Origin of the sequence: Amycolatopsis speibonae, assembly GCF_042647925.1 — a bacterium.
In the GTDB taxonomy this organism is placed as follows: domain Bacteria; phylum Actinomycetota; class Actinomycetes; order Mycobacteriales; family Pseudonocardiaceae; genus Amycolatopsis; species Amycolatopsis speibonae.
Genome location: NZ_JBHRWK010000102.1, coordinates 26616 through 52355 on the forward strand (window position 1 = coordinate 26616; position 25740 = coordinate 52355).

Here is a 25740-nt window from a genome sequence, read left to right on the forward strand (position 1 = left end):
GTGACCCCACGGAAGAATGTGGTGCGCTTCGCAGTGCTTGGGCTTCCGATGACAGCCCGGGAGGGAACATCCTCGGTCTCGCAGGTTCAGGGCCCGCCGTTGTCCGGGGGTGACGGTGCGGGCCGCGCGGCCGATGTCGAGCGGTTCACTCTCCGAACCGAGCACCGCGGGGATGATCTTGGCGTCGCAGGCCAGCATCCGCGCGTGGCGTGCCGTGATCCGGGAGACCCCGTCCACACACGCCATCCCCAGTCCTGAAGTCAAGGTGTCCAGCGGGATGGTGACCACGATGGTGGTGCGGTCCCCCGACAGGGTCGGGGCCTTGTCGTTGGTCATCGCGTAGTGGATCGCGTCGAACAACGCGTCCCCATTGCGCTCACCAGGAGTGCGGGGGTCGCGGTTGCCGTCTTCGTCGACGGGTCTTCGCTGTCCCCAGGTCTCGAACAGCGCGTTCGCGCGAGCCCCGAACTCCGGATCCAGCAGCCCGGTCAACCGCCACCAGCCATCGTCGCGTTTCCGCAGGTGTACTTCGCGTGACGGCGGTGTCAGGTCCTCGTCCTTCGGCTCGTTCCCGTCCGGGTCGAGATGGGCCAGCAGATCCGCTCCGGCGTTGGTGATCTCCTGCGGACCGGCGTGGCGGGCCAGGTCCACCAGGATCTGTTCCGCTCCTGACCGGTCTTCTGCTGAGGCCCCGTCGGGGATCTTCTTCAGTACCGCGAGGATCGGGTCCAGCTGCTGGTGGCCGAGGTCACCCACGGCCGCCGCGGCCCCCGCGATCGGGGCCTTCGCGGGGACGGGGGCGCCATCCAGATTCCGGCCCACGTTCACCGCCACCGCCCGCGCCACGGTGTCACGCGCTTCCTTGGGACTGATGCGGGCGGTCTCGGCGAACCAACCCGCCGTCGACCCATGCCCGAACAACTCCATCGGACCCCGGGACTCGATCTCCACCAGGAACTGCCCCACCTCCGCCAACGCCTGACGCGCCACCGACATACGCTCGACCACACCGTGCGCGAGCTCCCGCGCACCAGCACGCCACAACTCCCGCGGCGGCTCGAGGATTCGCTGGCTGGACACCCCGCAAGAATATCACCAATCGAACACATGTGCGAATAGTGGATATTGCATTCGCCGACAAGTATTGAATAAGTTTCGTATTCTGGTGCAGGTCTGACCGGACGCTCATCAAGGTGACGACGGATTCGGCCGACCACGTCAGAACTGAGGGACTTCACAACTCCCGCAGGAGGTAGCGCTGCAGTTTCCCGCTCGCGTTGCGGGGCAGTTCCTCGATGAACCGCACGCGCCGCGGGTACTTGTACGGCGCGGCAGTCGCTTTCGCGTGCTCCTGAAGAACCTGGACGAAGTGCGGGCTCTGTTCGACCCCGGGCCGGGCCACGACGAACGCCGTCACCACCGAGCCACGATCCGGGTCCGGCGTGCCGATCACCGCGCATTCCTCGACGTCCGGATGAGCGAGCAGGACTTCCTCGACCTCGGGGGCGGCGATGTTGTAGCCCGACGAGATGATCATGTCGTCGCTGCGCGCGACGAACCGGAAATAGCCGTCGGCGTCGCGGACATAGGTGTCGCCGGTGAAGTTCCAGCCGTCGCGGACGTAGTCCTGCTGGCGCGGGTCTTCGAGGTAGCGGCAGCCTGTCGGTCCCTTCACGGCCAGGAATCCGGGCGTGCCATCGGGAACGGGCGAACCGTCGATGTCGAGGACGGCGGCCCGGTATCCGGGCACGACTTTTCCGGTCGTGCCGGGACGCGCGTCGTCGTCGGCGGCCGAGATGAAGACGTGCAGCATTTCGGTGCTGCCGAGCCCGTCGATGAGCGGCCGCCCGACGACGTCGCGGTAGTGCTCGGCCACGGGAGCGGGCAGCGACTCGCCCGCCGAGACCGCTCGGCGTACTTCGGCCAGCAGTCCTCCTTCGCCCGCGTTCAGGATCGCCCGGTACGCGGTCGGGGCGGTGAAGAGGACCGTGACACCTTTGCCGGCGACGATGGCGGCGAGTTCCGCCGGAGTCGCGCGTTCGACCAGCAGCGTGGCCGCCCCCGCCCGCAACGGGAAGACCAGCAGGCCGCCGAGGCCGAAAGTGAAGGCCAGCGGTGGCGTGCCGCAGAACAGGTCGTCCGACGTCGGCCGCACGACGTGCCGGGAGAACGTGTCGGCGATCGCGAGCAGATCGCGGTGGAAGTGCATCGTCGCCTTCGGGGACCCGGTCGTGCCGGAAGTGAAAGCGAGCAGGGCGACGTCGTCGGCCGCGGTCGGGACGTCGGCGAAGGTCGCCGGATGCCGCTCCGCGCGGGCGGCGAGGTCCGTTCCGTAGGACACGACGGGCAGATCCGGCGGGAGTTCGGCCAGGAGGCGTTCGTCGCAGACGGCGATCGCGGGCTTCGCTCGGCCGACGATCTTGTCGAGTTCGGCGCGCCGCAGCATCGGCATGGTCGTGACGGCGACCGCGCCCGTCTTGAGTACAGCCAGCCACGCCGCCGCGAGCCAGGGCGTGTTGGCGCCCCGCAGGAGCACGCGATCGCCGGGAACCACACCGAAATCGGTGACCAGGACATGGGCGACGCGGTTGGCGCGGGCCAGGACTTCGCCGTATGTCCACGTTTCGGCGGGGGACAGCAGGCATGGCCTGTCCGGGCCGAACCGGGCAACGGTCTGGTCGAGCAGCGCGGTCGCGGCGTTCAGCCTGTCGGGATACCGCAGGTCCGGCAGGTCGAACACGAGTTCCGGCCACTGCCCGGCGGGCGGCAGCCGGTCACGGCAGAACGGGTCGACGTGCGCGCTGGGGGAAAGCCTCATCGTCGCCGCTCCTCGGTCCGCCCGGGCCCCCTTCCGCGAAGGTAGCACTTGTTACGACCGTCGAGAAGACGCGATGTCCTGCCCGTGACGACGGCACCGGGCAGGACAGGGGCGAAGAGCGGCAGAATGTCCGCTGTGGACGACGAGCCGCCCGAACACGTGCGCTACGCCGCCTATCGCCGTGGGCTGGCGGGAGTGGCGGACGCCGGGGAAGCCGCGCTGATGCTCGAAGTGCTCGGCGATCCGGATCGGGTGATGGCGGAGGCGGCATCGCCGGTCACCTCGACGACAGGGCGGCCGTGCTGAAGCTCAGCTCACGACCTCGGTGACCGCTCGCCGCAAGGTGGCGCGCACGGTCCCGGCGTCGTCGAGGTTCCCGCCGTGCAGCGCGCCGTCGCGGAGGAGGACGAGGGTGCGGGCGGCGTGGTCGGGGTCGGCATGACCCGCGTCGCGCGCCAGGTCGCGAAGAACGCCGAAGAACCAGTCCCGGTGGTCGTCGATGACCTGGCGGACGCGGTGCGCGGGATCGGGGTACTCGGCGGCGGCGTTGAGGAACTGGCAGCCGCGGAAGTCGTCGTCGACCGTCCGGTCGCCGATGACGCCCAGTGCGGCGAGCAGTGCTTCGCGGGCGGGTTTCCCGCTGGTCACCGCGCCGACGCCGACGCGGATCCGCTCGCTCGTGGTGCTCAGATAGGCGGCGACGAGGTCGTCCTTGGTGGGGTAGTGGCGGTAGAACGTCGCCCTGGTCACGGCCGCCTCGGACACCAGGCGCTCCACGCCGACGGCATGGATGCCCTCGGCGTAGAAGAGCCGTGACGCGGTCTCGAGCAGCCGGACCTTCGGATGTACGTCGCGGTCGACAGTCGGCATCTTTCAACTATAGAGAAAGAACGGTCATTCCACCAGGTCGCCTTCGTCACGTTGCGGAAGGCATCCCGGGGCACCATGGTTGAGGGAGAAAGACTGATCGTTCTCTCTAGCTCTGAAGGAGCCACCATGAGCAACCAGAAACCCACCATCGTCCTGGTCCACGGTGCTTTCGCCGACTCGTCCAGCTGGAACGGTGTCGTCCCGAAGCTGCGTGAGCAGGGCTATCGGGTGCTGGCCGCTTCGAACCCGCTGCGCGGGATCGAATCCGACGCGGACTACGTCGCCGACGTCGTCAACGGAGTGGACGGCCCCGTGGTGCTGGCCGGGCACTCCTACGGCGGCGTGGTGATCAGCCGCGCGGCCACCACCGCGCCGAACGTCAAGGCGCTCGTCTACATCGCCGCTTTCCAGCCGGAGGCGGGGGAGAGCGTGTTCGACCTGTCCGGCCGGTTCGGGGGCGGCAAGCTCGGCCCGGACACCACGAACGTCCTGGCGTCCCAGGGCGAGCTGTCGATCAAGCCCGAGAACTTCTCGGACGTCTTCGCGGCCGACGTCCCCGCGGAGACCGCCGACGTCATGGCGGTCACCCAGCGCCCGGTCACCGAGCGCGCGCTCGCCACCCCGTTCGACGGCGAGCCGGCGTGGAAGAACTTGCCGTCCTGGGCGCTGATCGCCGAGCAGGACCACGCGATCCCCGCCGCCGCGCAGGCGTTCATGTCCGAGCGCGCCGGTTCGGAGGTCACCAGGATCGAGGCTTCGCACGCTGTCTCGGTCTCGCGGCCGGACGCCGTCGCGGAGGTCATCCTCGCGGCGGCCGCCAAGGTCGCCTGACACCGGCGGCCTGCGGGGCCGCTTGACAGGTGAAACCTTCACCGGAGAGACTGCAAAAGCGTTTTTGCAGTCTCTCCGGGGAGAACCATGTGAAGGTCTTGGTGCTGGATTCGAGCCCGCGTCGTGAAGGCAATTCCTGGGCGCTGGCCCAGGCACTCGCCAAGGGCGCGGAAGAAGCAGGTCACACGGTCGGCTTCGTCCGGCTCTCCGATTTCGTCGGGTCGCCGCTGGGGGACTGCCGCGACTGCCGGCTGAGCGATCGGTCCTGCGGTATCGCGGACGACTACGAGCGGCTGCTGTTCGACCACGTGCTCCCGGCGGACGCGATCGTCTACGCGACGCCACTGCACTGGTACGGCATGACCGGACGGCTCAAGTCCTTCTTCGACCGGCTTTTCTGTTACACCTCCGGCAGTTCGCCGCATACCGCCGAGGTCGTGCCGGGGCTGATGAACAAACGCGCCGCGGTGCTGATCTCCTGCGAGGAGAGCTACCGCGGCGCGACTCTCGGGCTCGAGGCCCAGTTCCAGGAGCTCGCCCGGTACCTGCGTCAGGACCTCGCCGGGATCGTGGTCGGCGTCGGCAACAGCCGGGGCGAGGTGGAGCGCGATCCCGCCCGGCCACTGGAGGCCGCGGCGGACCTCGGACGTAGGCTGGGCGACGCCCACGTCACCGACTATCGGCTGGACACCGACCGGCCGAACCGCGTTTGGGGACCGCCCGTGGAGGCCTGAGTGTCGCCGACCATCCGTGACGTCGCCGCCGCCGCGGGGGTCTCGATCACCACCGTCTCCCATGTGCTCAGCGGGCAGGGACGGATCTCCGACGAGACGAGGCAGCGTGTCGCGCGGGCGGCCGCCGAACTCGGTTACCAGGCCAGCGTGCACGCCCAGCAGCTGGTCACGCGGCGCAGCCGCACCCTGGCGATCCAGCTAGCCAACTCGGTCGACGCGAGCAGCGCCTGCGCGCTCGTTCCCAATTCGGACTACTTCCTCGAAGTCCTGAACGGGGCGGCCGAGGCCGCGTCGAAACGGTCGTACGCCCTGCTCCTGACTCCAGCGGACGCCGACCTCGACAGGCTGAACGCCTTCGCCGTCGACGGCGCGATCCTGGTGGATCCTCGCGGGGACGAGCCGTTCTTCGCGACGGGCTGGTGCCGTGACCGGCCGCTGGTGACCGTCGGACGCGCGATGGCGGCGCCGTGTCCCGTGCAGGTCGTCGTCGACAACGACCTGGTCGCGGCCGCCCGGCTGATGCTGGATCACTTGGCGGGCAACGGTTATGAACGGCCCGCGATGATCACCACCGACACCAGCCGCTCCTACGCGGCGGATCTGGTCGCGGGGTACACCGGCTGGACGGAAGACCGGGGACTGGAGCCGGTGGTGGTCGAGATCGACGAGCCGCCGACCACCGAAGGCACAGCGGAGGCGCTGGGCGACCTGCTCGACAGGCGGGTGTGCCCGGACGCCGTCTTCACGACGTCGGAGAACCTCGCCCTCGGCGTTCTCCACGAGGCTCGCCGCCGCCGGCTCGCGGTGCCCGGCGGGCTCGGGATCTGCAGCGCGGTGGACAGTGGTTCCCTCCGGCTCACGTCGCCGCAGGTGACCGGCATGTTCGTGCATCCGCGCGAAGTGGGTGCCCGCGCCGCCACGGCGTTGATGGACCTCGTCGAGGGCGTCGCCCCGGGTGGCGAGCCGCGCCGGATCGAGGTACCGGTGCGGCTGAACGCGCGCGAATCGACCAGCCGCTAGGAACTCCGGCACTCCGCGACCGGCGCGTCCCCGCCGTCGTCACCGGTGGTCGCGATGAAGCCGAAGGTCGTCGTCGCGCCGGCGGGCAGTACCGCGTTCCAGTCCACTTCGGACACTCGGACGCGGTCGCCGTCCTGTGCCAGGGAACCGTTCCACAGATTGGCGATCCGCGTTCCCGGCGGCAGGGTCCAGCTGACCTCCCAGCCGGTGAGCCGGGTGCCCAGGGAGTTCCGCACGGACACCCGGATCTCCGAGCCGCCCGGCCAGCGGTTGGCCACTTCGTAGCGCGCTTCGCACACCGGCTTCGCCACAGGAGTGCTCACGATCGGCGCCGCCACCGGTGCTTCGGATGTCTCGGGTGAGTCGCCGTCGAACAGGAGGATCCCCGCCAGGACACCACCCGCCACCACCACGCCGCCCGCGACGGCGAACGGCCACCGCGCACGACGGGTGGGCGCGGGAAGCCGTTTCGTGCCGGACAGGATCGCCGGGCGGCCGTCGGCGACGGCGCTGAGCATCCGTTCGGCCTCGGCCATGTCCGGCCGCTCCCCGGGATCCCGCCGGAGCAGCCGCAGCAGGACGTCCGTGAGCGGACCGGTGGTCCTCGGCGCGGTGATCTCGCCGCGGGCGACCCGTTTGAGGAGCGCGATCTGGTTGCCGTCGGTGCCGAACGGCGGCGCGCCCTCCAACGCCGTGTAGAGCGTGGAGCCGAGCGAGAACACGTCCGACGGATAGCCGGGGTCCTCGCCGTCCGCGACCTCGGGGGAGAGGAACGCCGGAGTGCCGACGACGAGGCCGCCGCCGGTCATGGTCCCCTCACCCGCGGCGTGGGACAGGCCGAAGTCGGCGATCTTCGCCCCGCCGTCCCCGGTGATCAGGACGTTGTTGGGCGTGACGTCCCGGTGCAGGATCCCGTCCTCGTGGGCCGCGGCCAGCGCCGACGCGAGCTGCGCGCCGAGTTCCGCCACCCTCCCCGCGGGGAGCGGGCCGTCGTCGGCGAGGAGTTCCGTCAGTGGCCGCGACGGCAGGAACTCCATGACCAGGAACGGGGTCCCGTCCTCCTCGGCGACGTCGTACACGGTAACGGCGTGCGGATGCTTGAGCCGCGCGGCGACCCGGGCCTCCCGCATCGCGCGCACGATCGAGCGGAACGGGGCGTCGCCCGGCGAGGTGTCCGGCAGCAACTGCTTGACCGCGACCGTCCGGTCGAGCCGCTCGTCCCGCGCCCGCCACACCACGCCCATCGCGCCCCGGCCGACCTTGCGCTCCAGCCGGTAACGTCCGGCGACGAGATCGCCTTCACGTGTCACGCCGCCCCCTGATCTCCTGGAGTGCACACGGATGCGCAGGCATTCCGGTTCACGGGGCCACTGTATCCGTTAGGGCCGCGGCACTTCCTCGACCGGCGCACCGGCCGCCGCGAGCCAGGCTTCGGCGAGCAGACGGTGACCGAGCGGGCTGGGATGGACACCGTCCGGGGCCAGCGTCGCCGCCCCGTGTTCGGCCGCCGCGCGTGGCATGAACAGATCCGCGCGGATCAGCCGCGCGCCGAACTCGGTCGCCACGTCGATCGCGGTTTCGATCCGGGGAGCGAGATCGACGGCCCATTCGTGCTGCTCCGGCTCCACCGGCAGCAGGAACGGGGTGATCACGTACAACTCGGCCGGGAGGTGCTGCCGCGCGCTGGCCAGCAGCCGGGAGTAGGCGGCGCGGAACTTCCCGATCGGGCTCGGCAGGCCGCGGTCGAAGGTTCGCCAGGTGTCGTTGATGCCGATCTTCACGGTCAGCACCGTGGGGCGCGCCGCGAGGACGTCGGTGGTCCAGCGGGCTTCCAGGTCGTAGATCCGGTTGCCGTTGAGGCCCCGGTTGAGCACCTCCGGCCCGTCGCCGAGGAGGTCCGCGACCTGGCGGACGTAGCCCTTGCCCAGTGCCGCCGGATCGGCGCGGTCGCGGCTGGAGTCGGTGATGGAGTCACCGGCGAACAGCAGCCTGTCGGCTTCGGTGAACCTCACGCGCCCGCCTCGATCAGCTTGCGCAGGGAATCGGCCTCGCCGGGGATCAGGTCGGGATCGTTGTCCGGGACGAACTCCAGCAGCGCGTCGAGCGGCCGCCCGGCCTTCGCGAGCAGCCCGAACGCCCGCGTCCACAACTCGGTCCTGGCGGTGAGCGGACGCCGCTCGTTGCTGGGCCACCACGAGAACACGTGCACCGCGCGCACCTGGTCGAGGACCAGTGCCAGCCCCGCCAGCGCCTGCTCGTCGGGCAGGTCCTGCGGTGGCTGCCAGTAGGTGCCGAGATTGTCGCGGCCGACCTCTTCGAGCAGCCGGACGGTCGATTCGGCGGTGTCGGTCAGCGTCCCGCCGTGGAACTCCAGCGCGACTTCCAGCCCGTGTTCGTTCGCGACGTCGGCGGCCTCGCGGAGACCGGTGACGACCTGCTCACGCTCGTCGGGGTCGACATCCTCGGAACCGGCCTTGCCCGCCCACACCCGGATCCGCGAGGCGCCGAGCCGGACGGCGGTGGCGGCGATGTCGCCGAACTTGCCTGCTTCCATCGGGGTGGCGCGGAAGTAGGACCCGTACGAATCGCAGGTCAGCCCGTGCCGTGCCATGGCTTCGAACGCACGATCCGCCGCCCAGTCGTCGCCGGGGCGGACATGGACGTCGGCGCCCCACTCGATCACCTGCAGTCCCGCGTTCGCGGCACGGTCGGCGACCTCGTCGGCGTCCAGCCGCCGCAGCGTCACCGAACACAGTCCCGGGCGGATCATTTTCCCTCCAACGGTTGAGTGCTTTCCCGCAGTACGACCTCGCCGGTGATCGGCTTGACACGGGGACTGTCCGCGCGGTGGTCGAGGATGAAGTCGAGGGCCTGTTCACCCATCGTCTCGATCGGGACGCGCACAGTGGACAGCGAAGGCCTTATGTCGCGCAACGTGATGATGTCGTCGAAGCCCGCGATCGCGATGTGCTCCGGTACGTCGAGGCCGTGATCGCGGCAGGCGGCCATCGCGCCGACGGCCATGACGTCGTTGACCGCGAAGACACAGCCTCGAAAGCCGTTCTCCAGCGCTCGCACCATCGCCGCGTAGCCGCCGTCGCGGGTGAACTCCGCGTGCAGGACGTGGTTCGCGGGCAGGGAGACGCCGTGGTGGGCGAGGCCGTCGCGGAATCCCAGGACGCGATCGCGCGAGGTCAGCAGTCCGGGCGGCCCGGCGAGCACGAGGAAGTCACGGTGCCCGAGTCCGGTGAGCCGTCCGGCCAGCGCCGCCGCCCCGGGCCCGTTCTCCAGCATGACGGTGTCGAAAGGCAGTTTCCGCTGCCCGATCACCACGACCCGGCCGTCGGCGGCCTCGAAGGCCTTGAGTTCCTTGGTCAGATTCCGTTGCAAGGCACTGTCTTCGTTGCGCGACCCGGCCAGGATGACCGCTCGCGCCCGTTGCCCGCGCAACGTCGTGACGTACTCGAGTTCCTTCTCCGGCCGGTTCTCGGTGCTCGCGATGGTGACCGTCAGCCCGTGCCGGGCGGCGACCCGCATGACGCCGGACGCGATCGAGGAGAAGTACGGGTCGACGATGTCGTGCACCAGCAGCCCGACGACGTTGCCGCGGCCGCGGGCCATCGCCTGCGCGGGCACGTTCGCCGTGTACTGCAACCGTTCCGCGGCCCGCAGCACCGATTCGCGCAGATTCCCGCTGACCTGCCTGGTCCCGCCGTTGAGCGCTCTCGACGCCGTCGCGAGCGACACTCCCGCCTCACGGGCGACGTCGGCCAGGGTGGCCGAACCCGCTGCGCGCTGCGGCATGGGTTCCTCCTCGGTGGTGCGGTGGGCTCACGCCGGCGTGGGCTGACGCCGGCGTGAGCCCGGCTCTGTTGTCGACCGCCTGGCTACGGAGCGCCGGGGCCGACGTCCGCGGTGGTGAGCGGCCGGTTGGTGATGGCGGCCGTCGAGTACTCGTCCGCCCCGACGTCACGCTTGCTGCCGCGAGCCTGACCGTCGATGTCCACCGTGACCGGTGCGCCTCCCAGGGTCGCCGCGTCGATCGCCGGGCTGCCCGCGGCGAGCCGCGAGACCCCGTCGGTGCCCTGCACGAGCTTCGGGTCGACCCGCTGGAAAGTGCCCGCCGGGATGTTCCCGTTGCCGCCCGAACCCCACAGGATGTTGCCGGACCACGTGAAGTTGCCCGTAGTGCTCATCGAGACCAGGTCGCCATTGCTGCCGACGAAGAGGTTGTCCGAGATCGTGCAGTCGCGCGGTTCGATCGTCCGTTTGGTCTCGCCGGAGAGCGTGCCGCTGTTGTTCAGCAGCGTGTTGTGCGCGATGAGCACGCGGTCCGCCGCGTCGTTGCCGCGCCGTGATTCCTTTGATTCACCCGGGAAGTGGTCCCGAACGGAGCCGCTGCCGACGACCAGCGCGCTGCTGGACAGTCCGGCGATGTAGTTGTTGAGGATCTTGTGGTCGTTGCCGTAGATCCGGATGCCTTCCTTGCCGCCGATGATGAAGTTGGATTCGACGACGGTCTTGTTCCCGTGGCGCAGCACGATGCCGCCCAGGCTGTTCCGGATGGTGTTGTTGCGGATGAAGTTGCCCGACGACTTGACCGAGATCGCCTCCGGGTCGCCGTTGGCGCGTTCGAACAGGTTGTACTCCACCGTGGCGCCGGCGGTGCTCAGCGCACGCGGGCTGACGCCGAGCCGGATCGGCTCGCCGCCGTTGTCGCCGGGGAAGGTGTGGTCGGAGAAGTAGTTCCGCAAGACGTGGACGCCCGTCGCCATCTTGTCTTCGTCCGCGCCCTCGATGCAGAGCATGACGCCGAGCGTCGTCTTGTGGTGGAAGTGGTTGCGGTCGACCTTGCTGTAGTCGGCGCGGACCATCACCCAGTGCAGGCCTTCGATGTCGGCCAGCTGGAAGTCGTTGCGGGTCAGGCGGATCCGGGAACAGTTCGGCGGGATCTCCAGCGTGGTGCTCTGCCGGAAATTGAACCCGCTGATCGTGACACCGGTGGAGTCGTCGAAGACGAAGCTCTGCTCGCCGTTGAGCGTCACACCGCCGCCGGTCTGGGCGACGATGGTGATCGGCTGATCCTTCGTGCCGCGCCTGCCGGTGATGGTGATCGGCTTGCCCGTGGGCACGGTGTAGGTGCCGTTGTTCACGGTGATGACCGCGCCCGCGGCGGCCGAGTTGATGGCGTTCTGGAGTTCTGTCAGCGAACTGACGTTCAGAGCGCACAGACCGTTCGGCCTGGCCGACGCCGTTCCGGCGGTGACCCAGGGGACGGTGACCATTGCGGCGCCGAGAGTGGCGCCGGTGAGGAACCTTCTGCGATCCATGATGCCTCCGTGCTCAATCGGTGGGGAGGGTTTCCGCGGCGGCGGGGCTGGTGAGGAACAGTTCGATCACCGGGACCGGGGTGTCCGGTTTCCGGATGGGGAGCTTGAGGGTGAGCGTGCCTTCCGGCTGCCCGCCCATCTGGGTGTTCTGCGCGGTTTGCCCGGGTTCCGTGTGCACCTGCCGGATTTCAGAGGCGTCGTCGAGCAACTGGGCGTAGCGCACGCGCCCGGCGAGCCCCGGCAGGTGGACGTGGTTCATCGGCCAGCTGAAGAGGTGCAGGTACAGCCGGTCCCCGCGCTGGGTGTAGCGGCCGTCGGCGGGGGCGGTGAACTCCGAGGGGCCGCACCCGCGGATGGAACGTTCGTGCCGGTCCATCCAGCGGCCGAGTTCGGCGAGCACCTCGTGCGCCCGCGGGTCGATCTCGCCCCGGCCGTTGGGCCCGACGTTGAGCAGCAGGTTGCCGTCCTTGGACACACCGTCGATCAGCATCCGGAGGAGTAGCTCCGGGCTCTTGTAGTCGAGGTTGTCGCGGTCGTAACCCCAGCTGCCGTTGAGCGTCTGGCACGCTTCCCACACCACCGGGACACCGTCGCGGGTCATCGGCCCGGACGGCTGGTACTGCTCCGGGGTGATGAAGTCGCCGGGGATGCCGGTGCGGTCGTTGATCAGGATGCCGGGCTGCAGTTCGCGGATCATCGCGAGCAGGGCGGGGGAGTCCCAGTCGTCCGGCCCCTTGCCGCCCCACCATTCCTTGCGACCCTGGTAGGAGAAGTCGAAGAACAGGTAGTCGATCTTGCCGAAGCGGGTGAGCAGTTCGCGGACCTGGCCGTGGAGGTAGAGCTGGTACTCGGCGATGTCGGCGTACTGGTGGGCCGCGATGTACTCCTGGTCGTCACGGCGGGGATGGGTGCCGTCGACGGGGAACGCGGGGTGATGCCAGTCGATCAGTGAGTGGTAGAAGCCGACCTTCAAGCCTTCTTCGCGGCACGCGTCGACGAACGGCTCGAGCAGATCCTGGCCGTACGGCGTGTTCGTCACCTTGAAGTCGGTGAGATCGCTGTCCCACAGGCAGAAACCGTCGTGGTGCTTGGTGGTCAGCACGACGTAGGTCATGCCCGCGGCCTTCGCGGCCCGTGCCCACGAACGAGGGTCGTACTTGTCCGGTTCGAAATGGTCGAAGTAGACCCGGTACTGCTCGTCGGTCAGCTTTTCGCGGTTCTGCACCCATTCGTGCCGGGCGGCCAGGGAATACAGTCCCCAGTGGACGAACATCCCGAACCGGTCGTGCGTGAACCAGGCGGTGGAACTCACTTCAGGATCGCTCCTTGAGAATGGTGTGGGTCAGCCCTTCAGCGCGCCCGAGGCGAGGCCGCGGACGAACGAACGCTGGAAGAACAGGAACGCGGCGACCGAGGGCAGCAGCGCCAGCAGCGACGCCGCCATGATCACGCCGGGCGTGACGTCCGCGTCGATGCGCAGTGTGCGCAGGGCCAGCGGCAGCGTGTAGGTCGAGGCGTCGGACGAGACCAGCATCGGCAGCAGGTACTGGTCCCAGATCATCGTGAAGCCGAAGACACCGATCACGCCGAGCGCGGGCTTGCACATCGGCAGGATGATCTGCGCGAAGATCCGAAGATCCCCGGCGCCGTCGATCCGGGCGGCCTCTTCGAGCTCGCGAGGGACGTCCTTCATGAACTCGGTCATCACCAGGATCGAGAACGCCCACGCGCCCAGCGGCACGATCATCCCGGCGAGGCTGCCGATCAGGTTGAGGTGCACCAAGGGAAGATCCGACAGGATCAGCGACAGCGGGATCGCGAGGATCTCCTCCGGCAGCATCAGCGTCGCCAGGATCGCGACCAGCACGAAGGTCATGAAGCGGAACTTCTTGCGCGCCAACGCGTAGCCGGCCAGCACCGAGATGACGACCTGCAGCAGCAGGCCGAAGCCGACCACCAGGAACGAGTTGAGCAGGTACAACCCGACACCCTTGTCGAACGCGATGCCGAAGTTCTCCAGGGTGGGGCTCGACGGGATGACGCTCAGCGCCGTCGGGTCGGACACGTCGCTGAACGAGCTGACCAGCAGCGCCAGGAGCGGACCCGCGAACACCACCAGCAGCAGGGCGTACACGACGTACTTCAGGATCCGTCCGCCCGGCGACTTGACGGCGTCGAGGCCGAGCGCCGAATCGTTGGCCGCGGTCATGCGTCTCGCCTCCGTCGAAGCACCTGGACGAACAGTGTCAGCACGAGCGTCGCGAGGAACAGCAGGACCGCTCCCGCCGCGCCGACGCCCAGCCGGTTCTGTTCCAGGCCGAGTTTGTAGATCAGGGTCATCGCCACCTCGGTCGAGCCGTTCGGCCCGCCGTTGGTCAGCAGGAACACCTCGGTGAACACGCGCAGGCCGCGGATCGCCGCGAGGACGAACAGGATCGAGAACACCGACCGCAGGCCCGGCAGCGTCACGTGGAGGATCTTGCGCCAGCGGCCGGCACCGTCCACAGTGGCCGCTTCGTAGAGCCCCCGGTCGATGCCCGCCAGGCCCGCGAGGAAGATCATCATGTCGTACGGCGCACCACGCCAGATCCCGGTGACGATGACCGAGACCATCGACGTGTCGGGATCGTTGATGAAGCCCGACGGCCCCAGCCCGACCATGCCGAGGATGGAGTTCAGCATCCCGTCCTCGGTCGGGTGATACATGATCCGCCAGAGTTCGGCGACCACCGCGATCGGCACGACCACCGGCAGGAACGCCGCCGACCGCAGGAACTTCAGCCGCTTGCTCTGGCCCTCCATCAGCAGGGCGAGCGCGAGGCCGATGACCATCGACCCTACGGTCTGCCCGATCGCGATCACGACGGTGTGCCAGATCGCGGAGTGGAACGCCTCGTCACCGAGGACGGTGCTGTAGTTCTCCCCGCCGACCCACTGGTTGCCCAGGTACGGCTGGACGTCCTGGAACGACATCGTCACCGCGGTGATCATCGGGATGAACTTGAAGTACACGAACAGGATCAGGGCGGGGGCCAGGAACAGCCACGGCGTCCACCACTTCCCGTCGCGGTCGCTGCGCCTGCGGGCCTTCGGCGCGGACGCCCGCTTGGCGGCGGGACGGTCCGCGCCGACGGCCGCCGGCTTGGCGTGATCTACGGTCATGAGGCGCTGATCCCCTGTTGCTGCAAGGTCGCGGTGAGCTTGGTGTCGAGTTTGGACAGTTCCGCCTTGGTGTCGAGCTTGCAGTCGGCGATGAGCGCGCTGACCGTGTCGGCGGTGTCCTGGCGGACCGGCGTCCAGTTCGGGATGGACGGTGCGTAGTGGCCCGACTTGGCGTAGATCTCGGCGTAGGTCTTCCACCGCGGGTCCGAGCGGACCTGGGTGATGTCGACGTTCTTGTTCACCGGGAGCTGCACGATGAAGGCCGATTCGCCCTCCATGCCGATCTTCTGGCCCTCGGCCGAGATCGCGAAGTCACCGAAAGCGTCCTGCCCGGCCTGGTTCGGGGAGCCGGCCATCATGAAGATCGACAGGCCCTCGGCCAGGACGTCGGCGTTCTTGGCGCCCTTCGGCATCGGGACGACCTCGTACTTGTCCTTGCCGAGCGACTTGTCGAAGCGCGGCAACAGGTACGGGCCGACGACGTACATCCCGGCCTTGCCCGCTTCGAAGGTCTCGTTGGTCGCGGGGGTCGGCATGGTGACCGAACCGGGCTGGATGGCGTTGTCCTTGCAGCCGAGGTCGCGGAAATACTGCACCGCGGCCACGGATTCCGGCGTGCTCATCGACGGCTTGTACTTGCCGCCGCCTGCCTCGGTGATGAAGTCGCCGCCCCCTGCCCACAGGAAGTTGGAGAAGTACCAGGAGGCGTAGCCCCGCTTGGTCGACAGCGTCGCGTTCAGTCCCGCGGTGTCGTTCTTCCCGTTGCCGTCGGGGTCGCCGGTGGTGAAGGCCTTGGCGAGGTCCGCCAGTTCGGCCCAGCTCTGCGGGACGCTCTTGCCGAGCTTCTCGCGCCAGTCCTTGCGGATCAGCAGCGCCGAAGCCTGCGCGCTGTAAGGCAGGCCGTACAGCTTGCCGTCCGGGGTCTGGTTCGACTTGAGCGCCTGCTCGGTGAGCTCCGAGGCGTGCTTGATCTTGCCCTGGTCGACCTCGCGGACGAGACCCTGGCTCTTCAACGTGCCGACCTGCGTGACGTCGTTCATCACGATGTCCGGCAGGTCGCGCTGGGCGGCGCGCTGGGCCAGCTTCGTTTCGAAGTCGTCGAAGATCGCGGTGACCTGCACCTTGAATCCCGTGGCCTTCTCGAAGGCTTCCGCGAGCCGTTTGGTGGCCTGCTCGCCGGCGCCGCCGGGGGTCGTCCGGGTCCACAGTTCCAAAGGTGCCTTGGTGTCCTGCGCGACGTTCGTTCCGGCGGGGCCTGCCGAGCAGCCCGAAATGACCAGCGCTGAGACGGTGAGTCCCACGCCGATCCACCGCGATTTACGCATCGCTTCTCCTGTTCACTGTGGACCACGCTGTCTACTCCGGAGGGACGGTAAGCGCTTTCCCGGGGTGCGGTCAATGGTCCGATGATTACGAATTTCAATCGGCCGGGTTTGCCTCTGTGTGGGACTGGCCGCGCGTGGACCGGGTTAAGCATCCGATGTATGGTCGCCGACGGAGGTAGGGATGACCGAGCTGCAACACCGGCCGACGGCACTTCTCGTGATGGAGGAACGCCGCCGCGACGACGTTTACCCCGAGGCGGTGCTGAAGGAGATCGGAACGCTGGTGGACCTGCGTGAGCCGCTCACCCGTGAGCGGCTGGCGGAGGACCCGGCGGCCCTGGAAGGCGTCGAAATCCTGCTGTCCGGCTGGGGCGCCCCGGTGCTGGATTCCGTCCTCTTGGGACACGCGCCGGACCTGCGTGCCGTGCTGGTCGCCGCCGGATCGGTCCGACCGCTGACCACACCCGAGTTCTGGGCGCGCGAGCTCCCGATCGTGTCCGCCGCGGCCGCGAACGCCGTCCCGGTCGCCGAGTTCACCCTGGCCCAGGTCCTCTTAGGACTCAAACAGGTGCACCGGATCTCCCGCGAGATCCGCGAGCGGAAGGCCTACCCGCCGGACCCGAGGGTCGCCGGGGCCTACCGTTCGAGGGTCGGCCTGCTCGGCCTCGGCGAGATCGGTGCTCTCGTCGCGTCGCATTTGCGCGGTTTCGACGTGGAAGTCCTGGCGAGCGACCCCGTCGTCGACGCGGCGCGGGCAGCCGAACTCGGCGTGCGGCTGGTCGGCCTGGACGAACTGTTCGCCACGTGCCCGGTGGTCAGCCTGCACGCGCCGCTGCTCCCGGAGACCGAGGGGCTGGTGAACGGGGAGCTGGTGGGCAGGATGGGCATCGGTGCGACCCTGATCAACACCGCCCGCGGCGCCGTGGTCGACGAGCCGTCGGTCATCCCCGTGCTGGGCGAGCGCCCGGATCTCACGGCGATCCTCGACGTCACCTGGCCGGAACCGCCCGCGCCGGACTCGCCGCTGTACACATTGCCGAACGTGGTGCTCACCCCGCATCTGGCCGGCGCGCTGGGCGCCGAGCGCGCGCGGATGGGCGAACTCGTCGCGGAGGAGCTGCGGCGGTTCGTGCTCGGGCAGCCGCTCCAGTACGCCGTCGCGCCGGACCGGGCCCACCTGCGGGCCTGACCTGGCGAGGTGACGCTCGCCTTCCGAGAGATCGGTCCCCGGACCGGCGTACCCGTGGCCCTGCTGCCCGCCTTGGGCAGCGAATCCGGCACTTGGGACGCTTTCGCCGGTCGCCTGGGTCGCCGTGTCGTGGCTGTCGACCTGCCAGGACACGGCGACAGCGCCCACGCGGAGAAGTACTCGCTCGGGGCGATGGTGCGTGACCGTCCGTTCGAACGGCTCCGCGTTTAGTCCTCTGAATGCGAATGTATAACGCCCTATACCGCGCGGTGTCGGCCAGATCGCGGTCGAGGTGACCAAGCGTGACCGGTGTGTGGAAATAGGGACACTCAACGTCTCTAGTTCCACACACCTCTCGCCTTGGGCAAGGTCCGGGTTTCAGAGGCGGCCGGGATCGGTCGCCAGCGTGGTGATGGCGCGCTGCGGGTCTTGGGTCAGCCGCCGGGTCTTGTGGTCGAGCAGTCCCCAGGTCGACTCGATCCGCGCGGCGAGGACACCATCGGAGCGCAAGAAACGCTGGTGGACGCGCCAGGTCTTCCCGGAGCCGAAATCGGGCTCGACGGAGATCGTGACCTCGTCGCCGAACCTGACCTCGCTCAGGTAGTTGATCCGCGCTTCGAGCAGTACCGGACCGAAGTCGCCATCTCAGTGGTGTCCGCTTTGGGCGGTCACGACGAAGTTCACGGTCTTCTCGTCGAGGATCTTGTGCGTCGGGTCGGCCAGGCCGATCCACACCTTGTGCGGACCCGGCGGCAGCGACTGGATGATGAGCGGTTCGCCGCTGCCGTCCGCCCAGTGCCACGCCGCGTCGTCGACGGTCACGTGGATGTGGCCGATCCGGGGCGAGACGGCGAGGGCGGCGGGGCCGTACACCGGGACGATCCGGAGGTTCTCCGCCCGGTAGCGCAGTACGACCAGGCCCATCGCGAGCTGTTCGGGCAAGGGCGCGTCCACGACCAGCGAAGGCTTCGGCTGAGAGGGCAAGGGCACTACGGGGGCGGGTGACCAGTCGGCGGCGACGGCGGCCGGGGGAGCGGATGCTGGTGCGGCGGGCAGGGGAGCACTGCAGGCGGCGGACAAGACGACGGTGGCCAGCGTGGCGGTGAGGGCGAATTTCCCAAGGGCGGGCATGGAAATCACGCTAGGTCGGGCGACGGGACCGCGGCGCCCGTCGGGCGACGTCATCGCTGTACGTCGTCGTGACACTTTCCGGTGATCAGCAGGTGAACCACGGCGATCCGGGGAATATCAGGGACAACGAGCAGGGGCGGAAGAAAAGGAGAACACGATGAAGTCTCGCCTCGCCGCTTTGGCGGCCACCGTCGCACTCTTGATCTCCGCGGGTGCCATCGCCGCGTCGCCGGCCTCCGCGGACCCGGTTCCCGGCAGCCCGAACAAGTTCTACGCGTCGTGTGCCGTCGATCTGTTGGGCGTCCCGGTGGGCTGCCTGGAGACCGACGAAGTGCACGCGACCCATATCTGTCAGTACGTGATGACCGGATTCGGGCTGGGGCTCGACTGTATCCAGCGCTGAACGGGGAACCGGGTGGGCGTCCCTGCTAGGCACCCACCCGGCTCCCCTTCCCGGTGCGGCTCACCGGTCACCGCGCCGCGAAGATCACGCCCCGGTCACCGAGGCGATCCACTGCCGGTGTGCGACGACATCGGTGTAGATCGTGTCGCCGGTGCCGCACGACGGGCTGTTGTGGCCCGCGCGGCTCGTGGCGCCGGCCAGCATGCCCTGGACGACCAGCGGTCCGCCGGAGTCGCCGTAGCAGGCGGTCTGGTAGTTCGTGCTGTAGACGCACAGCTCGGACTGCCCCTGGATGCCCTGGCAACGGCTGTCCGGGTCGATGCGGGTGTTGAGCTGCTTCAGGTTCGACGGCGGCCTCGGCTCACAACCGCGCTGCGGGCAGGTCTGACCCCAGCCGTACAGCGTGACCCCGGTCCCGGCCGCGGGCGAGCTGTCCGCGATCTGGATCGGGGCGTTCTGCACCGGCTGCGCGAGACGGATCAGCGCGATGTCGTACGGCCCGGCCTGCCCGCTGTAGTTCGGATGTTTGATCATGCGCGACGCCGAGGTCAGGACACCGCCGGACTGCCAGGTCTTCGAACCGATGCGCAGCCGCAGTGCCTGCTGCGGGATGCAGTGCGCCGCGGTCACCACCCACTGCGAGGAGATCAGCGAGCCACCGCAGCCGTGGCTGCCGTTGACCTGGAGCGAAGCGATCCACGGGAAGTCGCCGGACGCCTGTCCGCCGCCGACGATGGCGGGGCCGACCTGCCCGGGTTCCTGGGCGGCGGCCACCGGCGACGACACGGACAGTGCCGCCGCGCCCGCGACCAGCGGGATCAGGGCGGCGCGCAACAGGGTACGCAGTCTCATGGGTGAGTCCTCCTCGACGTTGAAGGGGATGTGTGCGGTTCACCTTCGCCGCGCCGGGTCTTCCGGAGAACTCCCGGCTTTGTATAACGTTCGTCTATGGAACTGGGGTTCCGGCAGCTGCGGGTGGTCCGCGCCATCGCCGAGACGGGGACGCTGTCCGCCGCCGCGGCCGTCCTCGGCCTGACCCAGCCCACCGTCACCGAGTGCCTGCGCCGGGCGGAACGCGTCGCCGGCGGCCCGCTGTTCCACCGGGACCGGAGCGGCGCGCGGATCACGCCGCTGGGGGAGCTGGTGCTGAGCCACGCCCGCGGTGTGCTGGACGAGCTGGCCCGGCTCGAGTCCGCTTTGGACAGAAACCGGTACGGCACGCTTCCCGATCCCGTGCGGGTCTGCGGCATCCCCGGGCAGCTGGTGGGAAACCTCGCCGTGGCCGTGCCGAGGATGCTGTGCACCGGCGTCGAGGTCCGGGGCGCCCTGAGTGTCCCGGCGGCGCTGGACCTGCTCGCCGACCATCGGCTCGAAGCGCTCGTCGTGGTCGACTTCCCGGGCCATGTCCACGATCCGCCGCCGGAGGTCGGGCGGGCGACGGTCGCGACGGAACCGCTGTTCGTGGCCGTCGCCGAGCATCACCGCCTCGCGGGCCGCTCCGAGATCGCGTTGGAGGAGCTGGCCGGCGAGCGCTGGCTGAGCGTCGCCGACACCGCGGACCTCGACGACACGGAGTTCACCGGCTACCTCGACGGCGTGTGCCGGGCGAGCGGGTTCACCCCCGCGATCCGTACTCTGCCGGCGAGTGTCTGCGCCCAGCTGTGCGAACTGGGCGAGGCCGTCCTGCCGATGGTGCCCGCCGCCCGGCGCCGCGGCGGGATCGAGATCATCCCGTTGCGCGGCACCCCGCTGCGCATGACGACGCGGCTGTACTGGCACGAGCGCGGGCCGTTGTCCGACGACGCCGTCCGCGTGCTGTGGGAAGAACTCGTGCGGGCGCAACACGCCGTCATGGAGATCCCGGACCGGTACCGCGCCTGGCTCGCCGACAATCCACAATGGACGACCACTGTGGACTCGTTCGAAGAGGCGAGGTCAGGTGCCGAGCCAGCCGGGGTTGGCCGCCGCCCACTCCGGCAGGCGATGCCGGATCGCGGCCAGCTCGGCGATGGCGTGCACAAGGCCGCTGCGGACAGTGGGGACGTCGACCGATGAGCCGTCGTGCCACAGCAGGAGATGCCGGGTCCGCAGCGGTACACCCCGCAGGGCCACCACGGAACCGGGCAGCGTGGACCCGGAGTCGAGGGACTGGGCCAGCGCCACCGCGCGGGGATCACGCCGGACGGTCTGCCGCAGCACCATCGGTTCCAGCTCCTGCACGGTGATCGTGCCGAGGCCCGCCCTGGCGCACTGGTCCGTCAGGTGATCGTGGAACTCGTCGTCCCCGCCCGCCACAGCCAGCCAGGCCGATCCGGCGAGCTCCGCCAGCGACACCTCACCGAGCCCGGCGGCGGGATGCTCCGGGGACACGATCACGAAGACCGGCTCCGTCCCGACGGGGAGCAGGTGGACGCCGTCCGGCGGGACGATCTCCTGACCGGGGTGGTCCACGTACAGTGCCAATTCCACCGTGCCGTCGAGAAGCGCGGAGAACAACGCGGTCCTGCTGGTCATCGCGAGCAGCTCGACCGGACGGCCGGGGGCGGCCGCGGCGACCACGCCGCTCAACGTCTCGGCGAAGACCGTGGGAAGCGCGCCGATCCGGAGCAGGCCCTCGGACGGCGCGCGGTGGAACCGGCGGATCGCCAGGTCGAGATCGTCCGCCGCGGCCAGGACCCGCCGCGCGTGGTTCAGGAGCACCTCGCCCAGCGCGGTGGGCCGCACGCCGTGCCGGTCCCGTTCGAACACCGTCCGTTCCAGTGCGCGCTCGACCCGGTGGAGCTGCGCGCTCAGCGCGGGCTGGGAGAGCCCGAGGGCGGTCGCGGCCTTCGCGATGCTGCCCGCCGACGCGATCGCGTCGAGGAGGCGCAGATGCCGGACGTCGATTTCCACCGGCCAAGTATGGCCGTCCCCGGGTCCGATCAGGGGGCTGATCACAGGTCGTCCTCGCTGATGATCGTGCGGAGTTTGTGCAGGGCGCGGTGCTGGGCGACCCGGACCAGACCGGGGCTCACCCGCAGGACCGCGCCCGTCTCGGGCGCCGACATGCCGACGGTGATCCGCAGCCGGATGATCTCCCGCTGGATGTCGGGCAGGGCGCTCATCAGCCGGGTCAGCCGGTCGTGGCCGTCGGCGGCGAGGGCGTGCCATTCGGGTTCGTCGGGCTCGGGTGCCGTTCGGTCGGGCGGGTCGGGCGTGGGTTCGGATCTGTCCCGCGCTCGCCGCCGGAAGGCGGCGGCGACCTTCCGGGCGGCGATCCCGAGGACGGCGGTGAGGAAGGAACCGCCGGTGGCCCGGGCAGTGGGAAGCGCGGTGAGCACGGCGAGGCAGGTCTCCTGCGCGACGTCCTCGGCGGCGACCACCCGCACGTCGGTCCCGCCCATCCGGCTCCGGCAGTAGCTCGCGACCACCGGCTGGACGATGTTCATCAACTCGTTCGTGGCCACCGGGTCGCCACGGCTGGCGCGGGGGACGAGGGATTCGAGATCCGCTGTCAGCGCGCCGTCGTCAGGGGGCGGAACCGCCCCCGGCGAAGTGAGGTCACCGGGGGCGGTCCAGGTCAGGCGAGTTCCCAAAGCGCGGGCACGTTCGGCGGTTCCCAGCCGGGCATGGAGGTGTGCGGCTGGATCACCCGGTAGTTGCTGCCGCCGTAGGTGGCTGTCGCGCCGGAGCCGTAGTAGGTGTACGGCGCCCAGGTGCCGCCCGGCGGGTTCGACGTCGTCGGACCGGTCGGGGTGGTGGTCGTGGTCGGCCTGGAGGTGCTGGTCGGCTGGCCGCCGCTGACGGTCAACCGCAGGCCGTAGACGCTCAGGATCTCCGAGATCGGCTGGAAGTAGGTCGTGCCGCCGGAGCTGCAGTTGCCGGAGCCACCGGAGGTGACGCCCTGCGCCTGGTCGCCGCTGATCCACGAACCGCCGGAGTCACCGGGCTCGGCGCAGGCGTTGGTCCGGGTCAGGCCGGTGATGGTGCCTTCGGGGTAGGTGACCGAGGCGTTCTTCTGCAGGATGGTGCCGCAGTGCCAGCCCGTGGTGGAACCGGAACGGCAGACCGAGCCGTTGAGCGCGGCTTCGGTCGAACCGGCCACCGGCACGGTGCCCGGGTAGCGGTTGACCAGCGCGCGCGGGGTGTTGCCCGCGTCGGCGCGGACCCAGGCGTAGTCGTTGCCGGGGAAGCTCGAACCGGCGACGCTCCCGCTCGGGTTCGACGTGCGGGTCCCGGCGGTGCCACAGTGGCCGGCGGTCACGAACCCGCCGTCGACCGCGAAGCCGATGGAGCAGCGGCCCGAGCCGAACGTGTAGGCGTTGCCGCCGATGATGTCGATCAGCGCGCGCGGCTGCTCGGTGCTGGCCTCGATCCGGACCAGATCGGCCTGCACGCCGGATTCGGCGGCCCAGGACTTCGCGGCGGCCTCGCCACCGGCGTTGGCCAGCACGACGACGGAGTTGGTGACGACGTCGGTGTACCAGCCGGGCACGGTCTTCGGTGCCTTCGTGGACTTGGCGTCCAGCCGTAGTTTCGCCGAGTCGAGGTCGGCGGCGCTGCGGGTGACGGTCTTCGCGGTCGCGCCCGCGGCGCGCACCAGGTCGGCCTGGGCGGCGTCGGTGACGGCCACGGTGAGCGTGGTCCCGGAGGCGTCCAGCCAGGACCCGGCGTACGACGTGCCGAGCTGCCTCTTCAGCGTGCTGTCGGCGATCGCGGCGCGCTGCTCGCCCGCGAGCCGGAGCTTCGCCTGCTCGGGGCTGATCTTCAGGTCGCGGGACAGCGCGGCCAGCATTTCGGACTGCGCCTGGTCACCGGAGGTGGCTTGCTGACCGGCACTCGCGCTGGGGGTGAGGGCGATGGCGGTGATCAAGCCTGCCCCGGTTATGGCCGCTGCTGTCGCGGCTAAGATCTTTCTGTTCATCTCAACGCTTTCCTCGAAACGGGCGGGGGAGGGGGATTCGTCCCCGACCGTACGAGGCGCATCACTCGACTGGTACATACCATTTGGGTCATATCGCCCGGCTTGAGCGCTGGGTGATATGTCGGCCGGTTGTCCTGATCCAGTACGTGATTCCGTTGTGGCGCAGCGGTTTCTGTCGTCGTCCAAAGAAGATTCGGACATTCGCGCGATTCGGCTCGTCGCGGTGTCCCTCGTCGTCAATACCGTACTTTTGAGGGGTATGGCAAAGGGATCCCCGGAACTTCTCACAGAATGAGGAAGTGCCCGTCGTACCGGAGGGGGCGCCGGCACGACGGGCACAGGTGGGGAGGACCTCAGCGAGCCGTGCAGCGGTAGCTCGCGGCCACCGCGGGATCACCGTGGCCCCGGTACCGCGAGACCTGCGGATACGGGCAGAGATCGCGGGCGAGGGTCTGGTCGCTGTTCGCCGCGGGCAGGGTCGCCGGTGCCTTGCCGTGTTCGACCCAGTCGACGAGCGCGCCCAGCGCGTTCGTCGGTGCGGCGCCCGCGCCGCCGAAGCAGTGCGCGACACCCGGCGCGAGGAACAGCCGGTAGAAGTCGTCGACCCGCCTCGGGCCGCCCAGCTCCCGCTCCACCTCGCGGCGGTACTGGAGCGTGCCGCCCGGCGGGATCAGCTGGTCGTCTGTGCCGACGAAGGTGATCAGCTTGCCACCCGCCCGGCGGAAGTCCGACAGATCGGGATCCGAGGTGCCGATGACGTCGTCGTACTCCCGCACCGACTGGCGGAACAGCTCGGCGTACTGGCGATAGGTGAGCTTCTCGGTGTCGAACCCGGGCTGCTTCTTCAGGAACGTCCGCACCCAGCCCGTGGCCACCGGGAACCCCGGAGCGGTCGTCACCGGGCCGAAGTCCGCGCCCTTGGGGAGACCGGCCCAGAGCCGTCGCCCGTGCTCGTCGGTCGGCCCGGCCCAGATCTTGCGCACGACCTCGGCGTCCGCCGCGGTGACGGTGACCTCTTTGTCGCCGCAGAGGACCTTCGTGCCGATGAGGGAACGCGGGTCGTAGCCGCATTCGTCCGGCCGGTCCACGATGCCGTCGGTGACCCCGTCCCTGCCGTCGCAGGCCTTGATCGCGGCCTGCTGGAAGGCGGTGAAGACACAGGTCGCGGGGAAGGTCTTCTCCTGGTTCATCACGACTCGCGGCCAGAGGGTCGCGACCGCGAACTCCGCCCAGTGCACGGCGGGCGCGTTCGCCAGGACACCGTCGAAGTCCTCGGGATACTCCTGCGCTTCGGAGTAGCCCTGACGGCCACCGGTCGAGCAGCCGTTCCAGTACGAGTGGCCGACGGCCCGCTGGTAGAACCTCTGGGTCACGTCCTTCCCGATGACAGCGGCCTCGTGCACGGACCGGGTCGCGAAGTTCGTCACCAGCGGTTTGTCGATCTCGCCCTGGGGGGTGAGCGCCCACGAGGTGTCGAGGAAGGTCAGGGGGACACCGGCGTCGGTCGTCACACCGCTGTAGCCGTCCTTGACCGCCTGGACGAGCGGGGCGCCGAAGTCACCGGCGGTGTAGGCGCTGCCGCCGACCGCCTGGAGCCTGCCCGTCCATCCGGTCTGAGGGAGCGCGACGGCGACCTTGACGCGGTCACCCGCCTTCCCGTGGGTCAGCGTGACGGTGATTTCGCAGTACGCGGGCACGCCGGTGATCGGGGCGGGCGCCGAGAACGGGGTGGGCGGGAACGTGACGGTCCCGCCCGGTTTCCGGGCCGCTTCCACCGCCTCGATCCGCGCGCCCGCGGGCGCCGGCACGGGGACCGCCGCGCACGACGACGGCGACGTCGCCGCCTCCGCGGGCGCCGTCTGCGTGACCGAGGTCAGCACCAGCGGCAGCAAAACGGCCAAGGGTGCCGCCGCCAGGAACATCTTCTTGCGTCTCATCACTTTCCTTTGTCGGTCATCCGAAAGAACAGCCTGGGACCGAAGCTAGGCCGATCGTGTCGACACGCCGTCTACATCCTGTGGACG

27 protein-coding genes are annotated in these 25740 nt (G+C 69.4%); 8 read left to right on the top strand and 19 right to left on the bottom strand.

Features of this window, described 5'->3' with window-relative positions:
* On the bottom strand, positions 1-1080 hold a 1080-nt coding region (locus tag ACFOSH_RS40270), incomplete at its 3' end, for an HNH endonuclease signature motif containing protein (protein ID WP_378246390.1).
* Positions 1081-1234: 154 nt separating this feature from the next.
* The gene (locus ACFOSH_RS40275; RefSeq protein ID WP_378246392.1) at positions 1235-2818 is read right to left on the bottom strand and encodes an AMP-binding protein; all 1584 of its coding nucleotides are present in this window, start codon (positions 2816-2818) and stop codon (positions 1235-1237) included.
* Between the two features lie 126 nt (positions 2819-2944).
* Between ACFOSH_RS40275 and ACFOSH_RS40280 the strand changes: the two genes are divergently transcribed.
* Complete coding sequence (locus ACFOSH_RS40280; RefSeq protein WP_378246394.1) at positions 2945-3124, top strand: hypothetical protein; 180 nt, start codon at positions 2945-2947, stop codon at positions 3122-3124.
* 3 nt (positions 3125-3127) lie between these two features.
* Here the strand turns inward: ACFOSH_RS40280 and ACFOSH_RS40285 are convergent, their stop codons facing one another.
* Entirely contained in the window at positions 3128-3688 is a 561-nt protein-coding gene (locus ACFOSH_RS40285) for a TetR/AcrR family transcriptional regulator (RefSeq protein WP_378246396.1), read from the bottom strand.
* Positions 3689-3814: 126 nt separating this feature from the next.
* Between ACFOSH_RS40285 and ACFOSH_RS40290 the strand changes: the two genes are divergently transcribed.
* From ACFOSH_RS40290 to ACFOSH_RS40300, 3 genes are all read left to right on the top strand, one after another.
* Positions 3815-4519: an alpha/beta fold hydrolase gene (locus ACFOSH_RS40290; protein WP_378246398.1), complete on the top strand. Its 705-nt coding sequence runs from the start codon at positions 3815-3817 to the stop codon at positions 4517-4519.
* 89 nt (positions 4520-4608) lie between these two features.
* Positions 4609-5253 carry a flavodoxin family protein gene (locus tag ACFOSH_RS40295; RefSeq protein WP_378246400.1) on the top strand — a complete coding sequence of 215 codons (645 nt, stop codon included), beginning with the start codon at positions 4609-4611 and terminating at the stop codon, positions 5251-5253.
* Positions 5254-6273: a LacI family DNA-binding transcriptional regulator gene (locus ACFOSH_RS40300; RefSeq protein ID WP_378246402.1), complete on the top strand. Its 1020-nt coding sequence runs from the start codon at positions 5254-5256 to the stop codon at positions 6271-6273.
* Here ACFOSH_RS40300 and ACFOSH_RS40305 read toward each other — a convergent pair.
* From ACFOSH_RS40305 to ACFOSH_RS40345, 9 genes are all read right to left on the bottom strand, one after another.
* A complete protein-coding gene (locus ACFOSH_RS40305; RefSeq protein ID WP_378246404.1) occupies positions 6270-7583 on the bottom strand; it encodes a serine/threonine-protein kinase in 1314 nt (437 codons plus the stop codon). The two genes, ACFOSH_RS40300 and ACFOSH_RS40305, sit on opposite strands and share 4 nt — an antisense overlap.
* 69 nt (positions 7584-7652) lie before the next feature.
* Positions 7653-8285: an SGNH/GDSL hydrolase family protein gene (locus ACFOSH_RS40310; RefSeq protein ID WP_378246406.1), complete on the bottom strand. Its 633-nt coding sequence runs from the start codon at positions 8283-8285 to the stop codon at positions 7653-7655.
* A complete protein-coding gene (locus ACFOSH_RS40315) occupies positions 8282-9043 on the bottom strand; it encodes a sugar phosphate isomerase/epimerase family protein (RefSeq protein ID WP_378246408.1) in 762 nt (253 codons plus the stop codon). The genes ACFOSH_RS40310 and ACFOSH_RS40315 overlap by 4 nt, the downstream gene beginning before the upstream one ends.
* Positions 9040-10077, bottom strand: coding sequence for a LacI family DNA-binding transcriptional regulator (locus ACFOSH_RS40320; protein WP_378246410.1), 1038 nt, complete (start codon positions 10075-10077; stop codon positions 9040-9042). Before ACFOSH_RS40320 ends, ACFOSH_RS40315 begins: the two co-directional genes overlap by 4 nt.
* Positions 10078-10160: 83 nt before the next feature.
* A complete protein-coding gene (locus tag ACFOSH_RS40325) occupies positions 10161-11603 on the bottom strand; it encodes a chondroitinase-B domain-containing protein (protein WP_378246412.1) in 1443 nt (480 codons plus the stop codon).
* Between the two features lie 13 nt (positions 11604-11616).
* On the bottom strand, positions 11617-12915 hold the full coding sequence (locus ACFOSH_RS40330; protein WP_378246414.1) for an alpha-L-fucosidase: 1299 nt from the start codon (positions 12913-12915) through the stop codon (positions 11617-11619).
* 30 nt (positions 12916-12945) lie between these two features.
* Positions 12946-13812, bottom strand: coding sequence for a carbohydrate ABC transporter permease (locus ACFOSH_RS40335; RefSeq protein ID WP_378246416.1), 867 nt, complete (start codon positions 13810-13812; stop codon positions 12946-12948).
* Positions 13809-14765, bottom strand: coding sequence for a carbohydrate ABC transporter permease (locus ACFOSH_RS40340; RefSeq protein WP_378246418.1), 957 nt, complete (start codon positions 14763-14765; stop codon positions 13809-13811). Before ACFOSH_RS40340 ends, ACFOSH_RS40335 begins: the two co-directional genes overlap by 4 nt.
* The gene (locus ACFOSH_RS40345) at positions 14762-16090 is read right to left on the bottom strand and encodes a sugar ABC transporter substrate-binding protein (protein WP_378246420.1); all 1329 of its coding nucleotides are present in this window, start codon (positions 16088-16090) and stop codon (positions 14762-14764) included. The genes ACFOSH_RS40340 and ACFOSH_RS40345 overlap by 4 nt, the downstream gene beginning before the upstream one ends.
* A gap of 181 nt (positions 16091-16271) precedes the next feature.
* On the opposite strand from ACFOSH_RS40345, the gene ACFOSH_RS40350 reads away from it, so the two are divergent.
* Both ACFOSH_RS40350 and ACFOSH_RS40355 read left to right on the top strand, forming a co-directional pair.
* Positions 16272-17279 (top strand): hydroxyacid dehydrogenase, encoded by a 1008-nt coding sequence (locus tag ACFOSH_RS40350; RefSeq protein WP_378246422.1) that lies wholly within the window; start codon positions 16272-16274, stop codon positions 17277-17279.
* Positions 17280-17288: 9 nt separating this feature from the next.
* Positions 17289-17510 carry an alpha/beta fold hydrolase gene (locus tag ACFOSH_RS40355; RefSeq protein WP_378246424.1) on the top strand — a complete coding sequence of 74 codons (222 nt, stop codon included), beginning with the start codon at positions 17289-17291 and terminating at the stop codon, positions 17508-17510.
* Positions 17511-17657: 147 nt separating this feature from the next.
* Here ACFOSH_RS40355 and ACFOSH_RS40360 read toward each other — a convergent pair whose 3' ends face one another.
* Both ACFOSH_RS40360 and ACFOSH_RS40365 read right to left on the bottom strand, forming a co-directional pair.
* Entirely contained in the window at positions 17658-17903 is a 246-nt protein-coding gene (locus ACFOSH_RS40360) for an acyl-CoA thioesterase (protein WP_378246529.1), read from the bottom strand.
* A gap of 21 nt (positions 17904-17924) precedes the next feature.
* Complete coding sequence (locus ACFOSH_RS40365; protein WP_378246426.1) at positions 17925-18410, bottom strand: DUF6130 family protein; 486 nt, start codon at positions 18408-18410, stop codon at positions 17925-17927.
* Positions 18411-18567: 157 nt separating this feature from the next.
* On the opposite strand from ACFOSH_RS40365, the gene ACFOSH_RS40370 reads away from it, so the two are divergent.
* Positions 18568-18813: a hypothetical protein gene (locus tag ACFOSH_RS40370; protein WP_378246427.1), complete on the top strand. Its 246-nt coding sequence runs from the start codon at positions 18568-18570 to the stop codon at positions 18811-18813.
* A gap of 84 nt (positions 18814-18897) precedes the next feature.
* On the opposite strand, the gene ACFOSH_RS40375 is transcribed toward ACFOSH_RS40370, so the two are convergent.
* Complete coding sequence (locus tag ACFOSH_RS40375; RefSeq protein ID WP_378246429.1) at positions 18898-19665, bottom strand: S1 family peptidase; 768 nt, start codon at positions 19663-19665, stop codon at positions 18898-18900.
* Between the two features lie 96 nt (positions 19666-19761).
* Here ACFOSH_RS40375 and ACFOSH_RS40380 point away from each other — a divergent pair, with 96 nt between their 5' ends.
* Positions 19762-20868, top strand: coding sequence for a LysR family transcriptional regulator (locus ACFOSH_RS40380; RefSeq protein ID WP_378246431.1), 1107 nt, complete (start codon positions 19762-19764; stop codon positions 20866-20868).
* Here ACFOSH_RS40380 and ACFOSH_RS40385 read toward each other — a convergent pair.
* The 4 genes from ACFOSH_RS40385 to ACFOSH_RS40400 form a co-directional block, all read right to left on the bottom strand.
* Complete coding sequence (locus ACFOSH_RS40385) at positions 20749-21705, bottom strand: LysR family transcriptional regulator (protein ID WP_378246433.1); 957 nt, start codon at positions 21703-21705, stop codon at positions 20749-20751. The two genes, ACFOSH_RS40380 and ACFOSH_RS40385, sit on opposite strands and share 120 nt — an antisense overlap.
* Positions 21706-21746: 41 nt before the next feature.
* Positions 21747-22388, bottom strand: coding sequence for a sigma-70 family RNA polymerase sigma factor (locus ACFOSH_RS40390; protein WP_378246435.1), 642 nt, complete (start codon positions 22386-22388; stop codon positions 21747-21749).
* Positions 22373-23716, bottom strand: a complete 1344-nt coding sequence (locus ACFOSH_RS40395; RefSeq protein WP_378246437.1) for an alpha-lytic protease prodomain-containing protein — start codon at positions 23714-23716, stop codon at positions 22373-22375. Before ACFOSH_RS40395 ends, ACFOSH_RS40390 begins: the two co-directional genes overlap by 16 nt.
* A 353-nt stretch (positions 23717-24069) precedes the next feature.
* On the bottom strand, positions 24070-25653 hold the full coding sequence (locus tag ACFOSH_RS40400) for a tannase/feruloyl esterase family alpha/beta hydrolase (RefSeq protein WP_378246439.1): 1584 nt from the start codon (positions 25651-25653) through the stop codon (positions 24070-24072).
* Positions 25654-25740 lie beyond the last annotated feature (87 nt).

Bases quoted from the DNA above. Each gene is read 5' to 3' on its own strand.
- ACFOSH_RS40275 (WP_378246392.1), bottom strand. From the start codon at position 2,818: ATGAGGCTTTCCCCCAGCGCGCACGTCGACCCGTTCTGCCGTGACCGG.
- ACFOSH_RS40280 (WP_378246394.1), top strand. From the start codon at position 2,945: ATGTCCGCTGTGGACGACGAGCCGCCCGAACACGTGCGCTACGCCGCC.
- ACFOSH_RS40380 (WP_378246431.1), top strand. From the start codon at position 19,762: ATGGAACTGGGGTTCCGGCAGCTGCGGGTGGTCCGCGCCATCGCCGAG.
- ACFOSH_RS40345 (WP_378246420.1), bottom strand. From the start codon at position 16,090: ATGCGTAAATCGCGGTGGATCGGCGTGGGACTCACCGTCTCAGCGCTG.
- ACFOSH_RS40400 (WP_378246439.1), bottom strand. From the start codon at position 25,653: ATGAGACGCAAGAAGATGTTCCTGGCGGCGGCACCCTTGGCCGTTTTG.
- ACFOSH_RS40285 (WP_378246396.1), bottom strand. From the start codon at position 3,688: ATGCCGACTGTCGACCGCGACGTACATCCGAAGGTCCGGCTGCTCGAG.
- ACFOSH_RS40325 (WP_378246412.1), bottom strand. From the start codon at position 11,603: ATGGATCGCAGAAGGTTCCTCACCGGCGCCACTCTCGGCGCCGCAATG.
- ACFOSH_RS40290 (WP_378246398.1), top strand. From the start codon at position 3,815: ATGAGCAACCAGAAACCCACCATCGTCCTGGTCCACGGTGCTTTCGCC.
- ACFOSH_RS40370 (WP_378246427.1), top strand. From the start codon at position 18,568: ATGAAGTCTCGCCTCGCCGCTTTGGCGGCCACCGTCGCACTCTTGATC.
- ACFOSH_RS40350 (WP_378246422.1), top strand. From the start codon at position 16,272: ATGACCGAGCTGCAACACCGGCCGACGGCACTTCTCGTGATGGAGGAA.
- ACFOSH_RS40365 (WP_378246426.1), bottom strand. From the start codon at position 18,410: ATGCCCGCCCTTGGGAAATTCGCCCTCACCGCCACGCTGGCCACCGTC.
- ACFOSH_RS40340 (WP_378246418.1), bottom strand. From the start codon at position 14,765: ATGACCGTAGATCACGCCAAGCCGGCGGCCGTCGGCGCGGACCGTCCC.
- ACFOSH_RS40375 (WP_378246429.1), bottom strand. From the start codon at position 19,665: ATGAGACTGCGTACCCTGTTGCGCGCCGCCCTGATCCCGCTGGTCGCG.
- ACFOSH_RS40315 (WP_378246408.1), bottom strand. From the start codon at position 9,043: ATGATCCGCCCGGGACTGTGTTCGGTGACGCTGCGGCGGCTGGACGCC.
- ACFOSH_RS40320 (WP_378246410.1), bottom strand. From the start codon at position 10,077: ATGCCGCAGCGCGCAGCGGGTTCGGCCACCCTGGCCGACGTCGCCCGT.
- ACFOSH_RS40395 (WP_378246437.1), bottom strand. From the start codon at position 23,716: ATGAACAGAAAGATCTTAGCCGCGACAGCAGCGGCCATAACCGGGGCA.
- ACFOSH_RS40335 (WP_378246416.1), bottom strand. From the start codon at position 13,812: ATGACCGCGGCCAACGATTCGGCGCTCGGCCTCGACGCCGTCAAGTCG.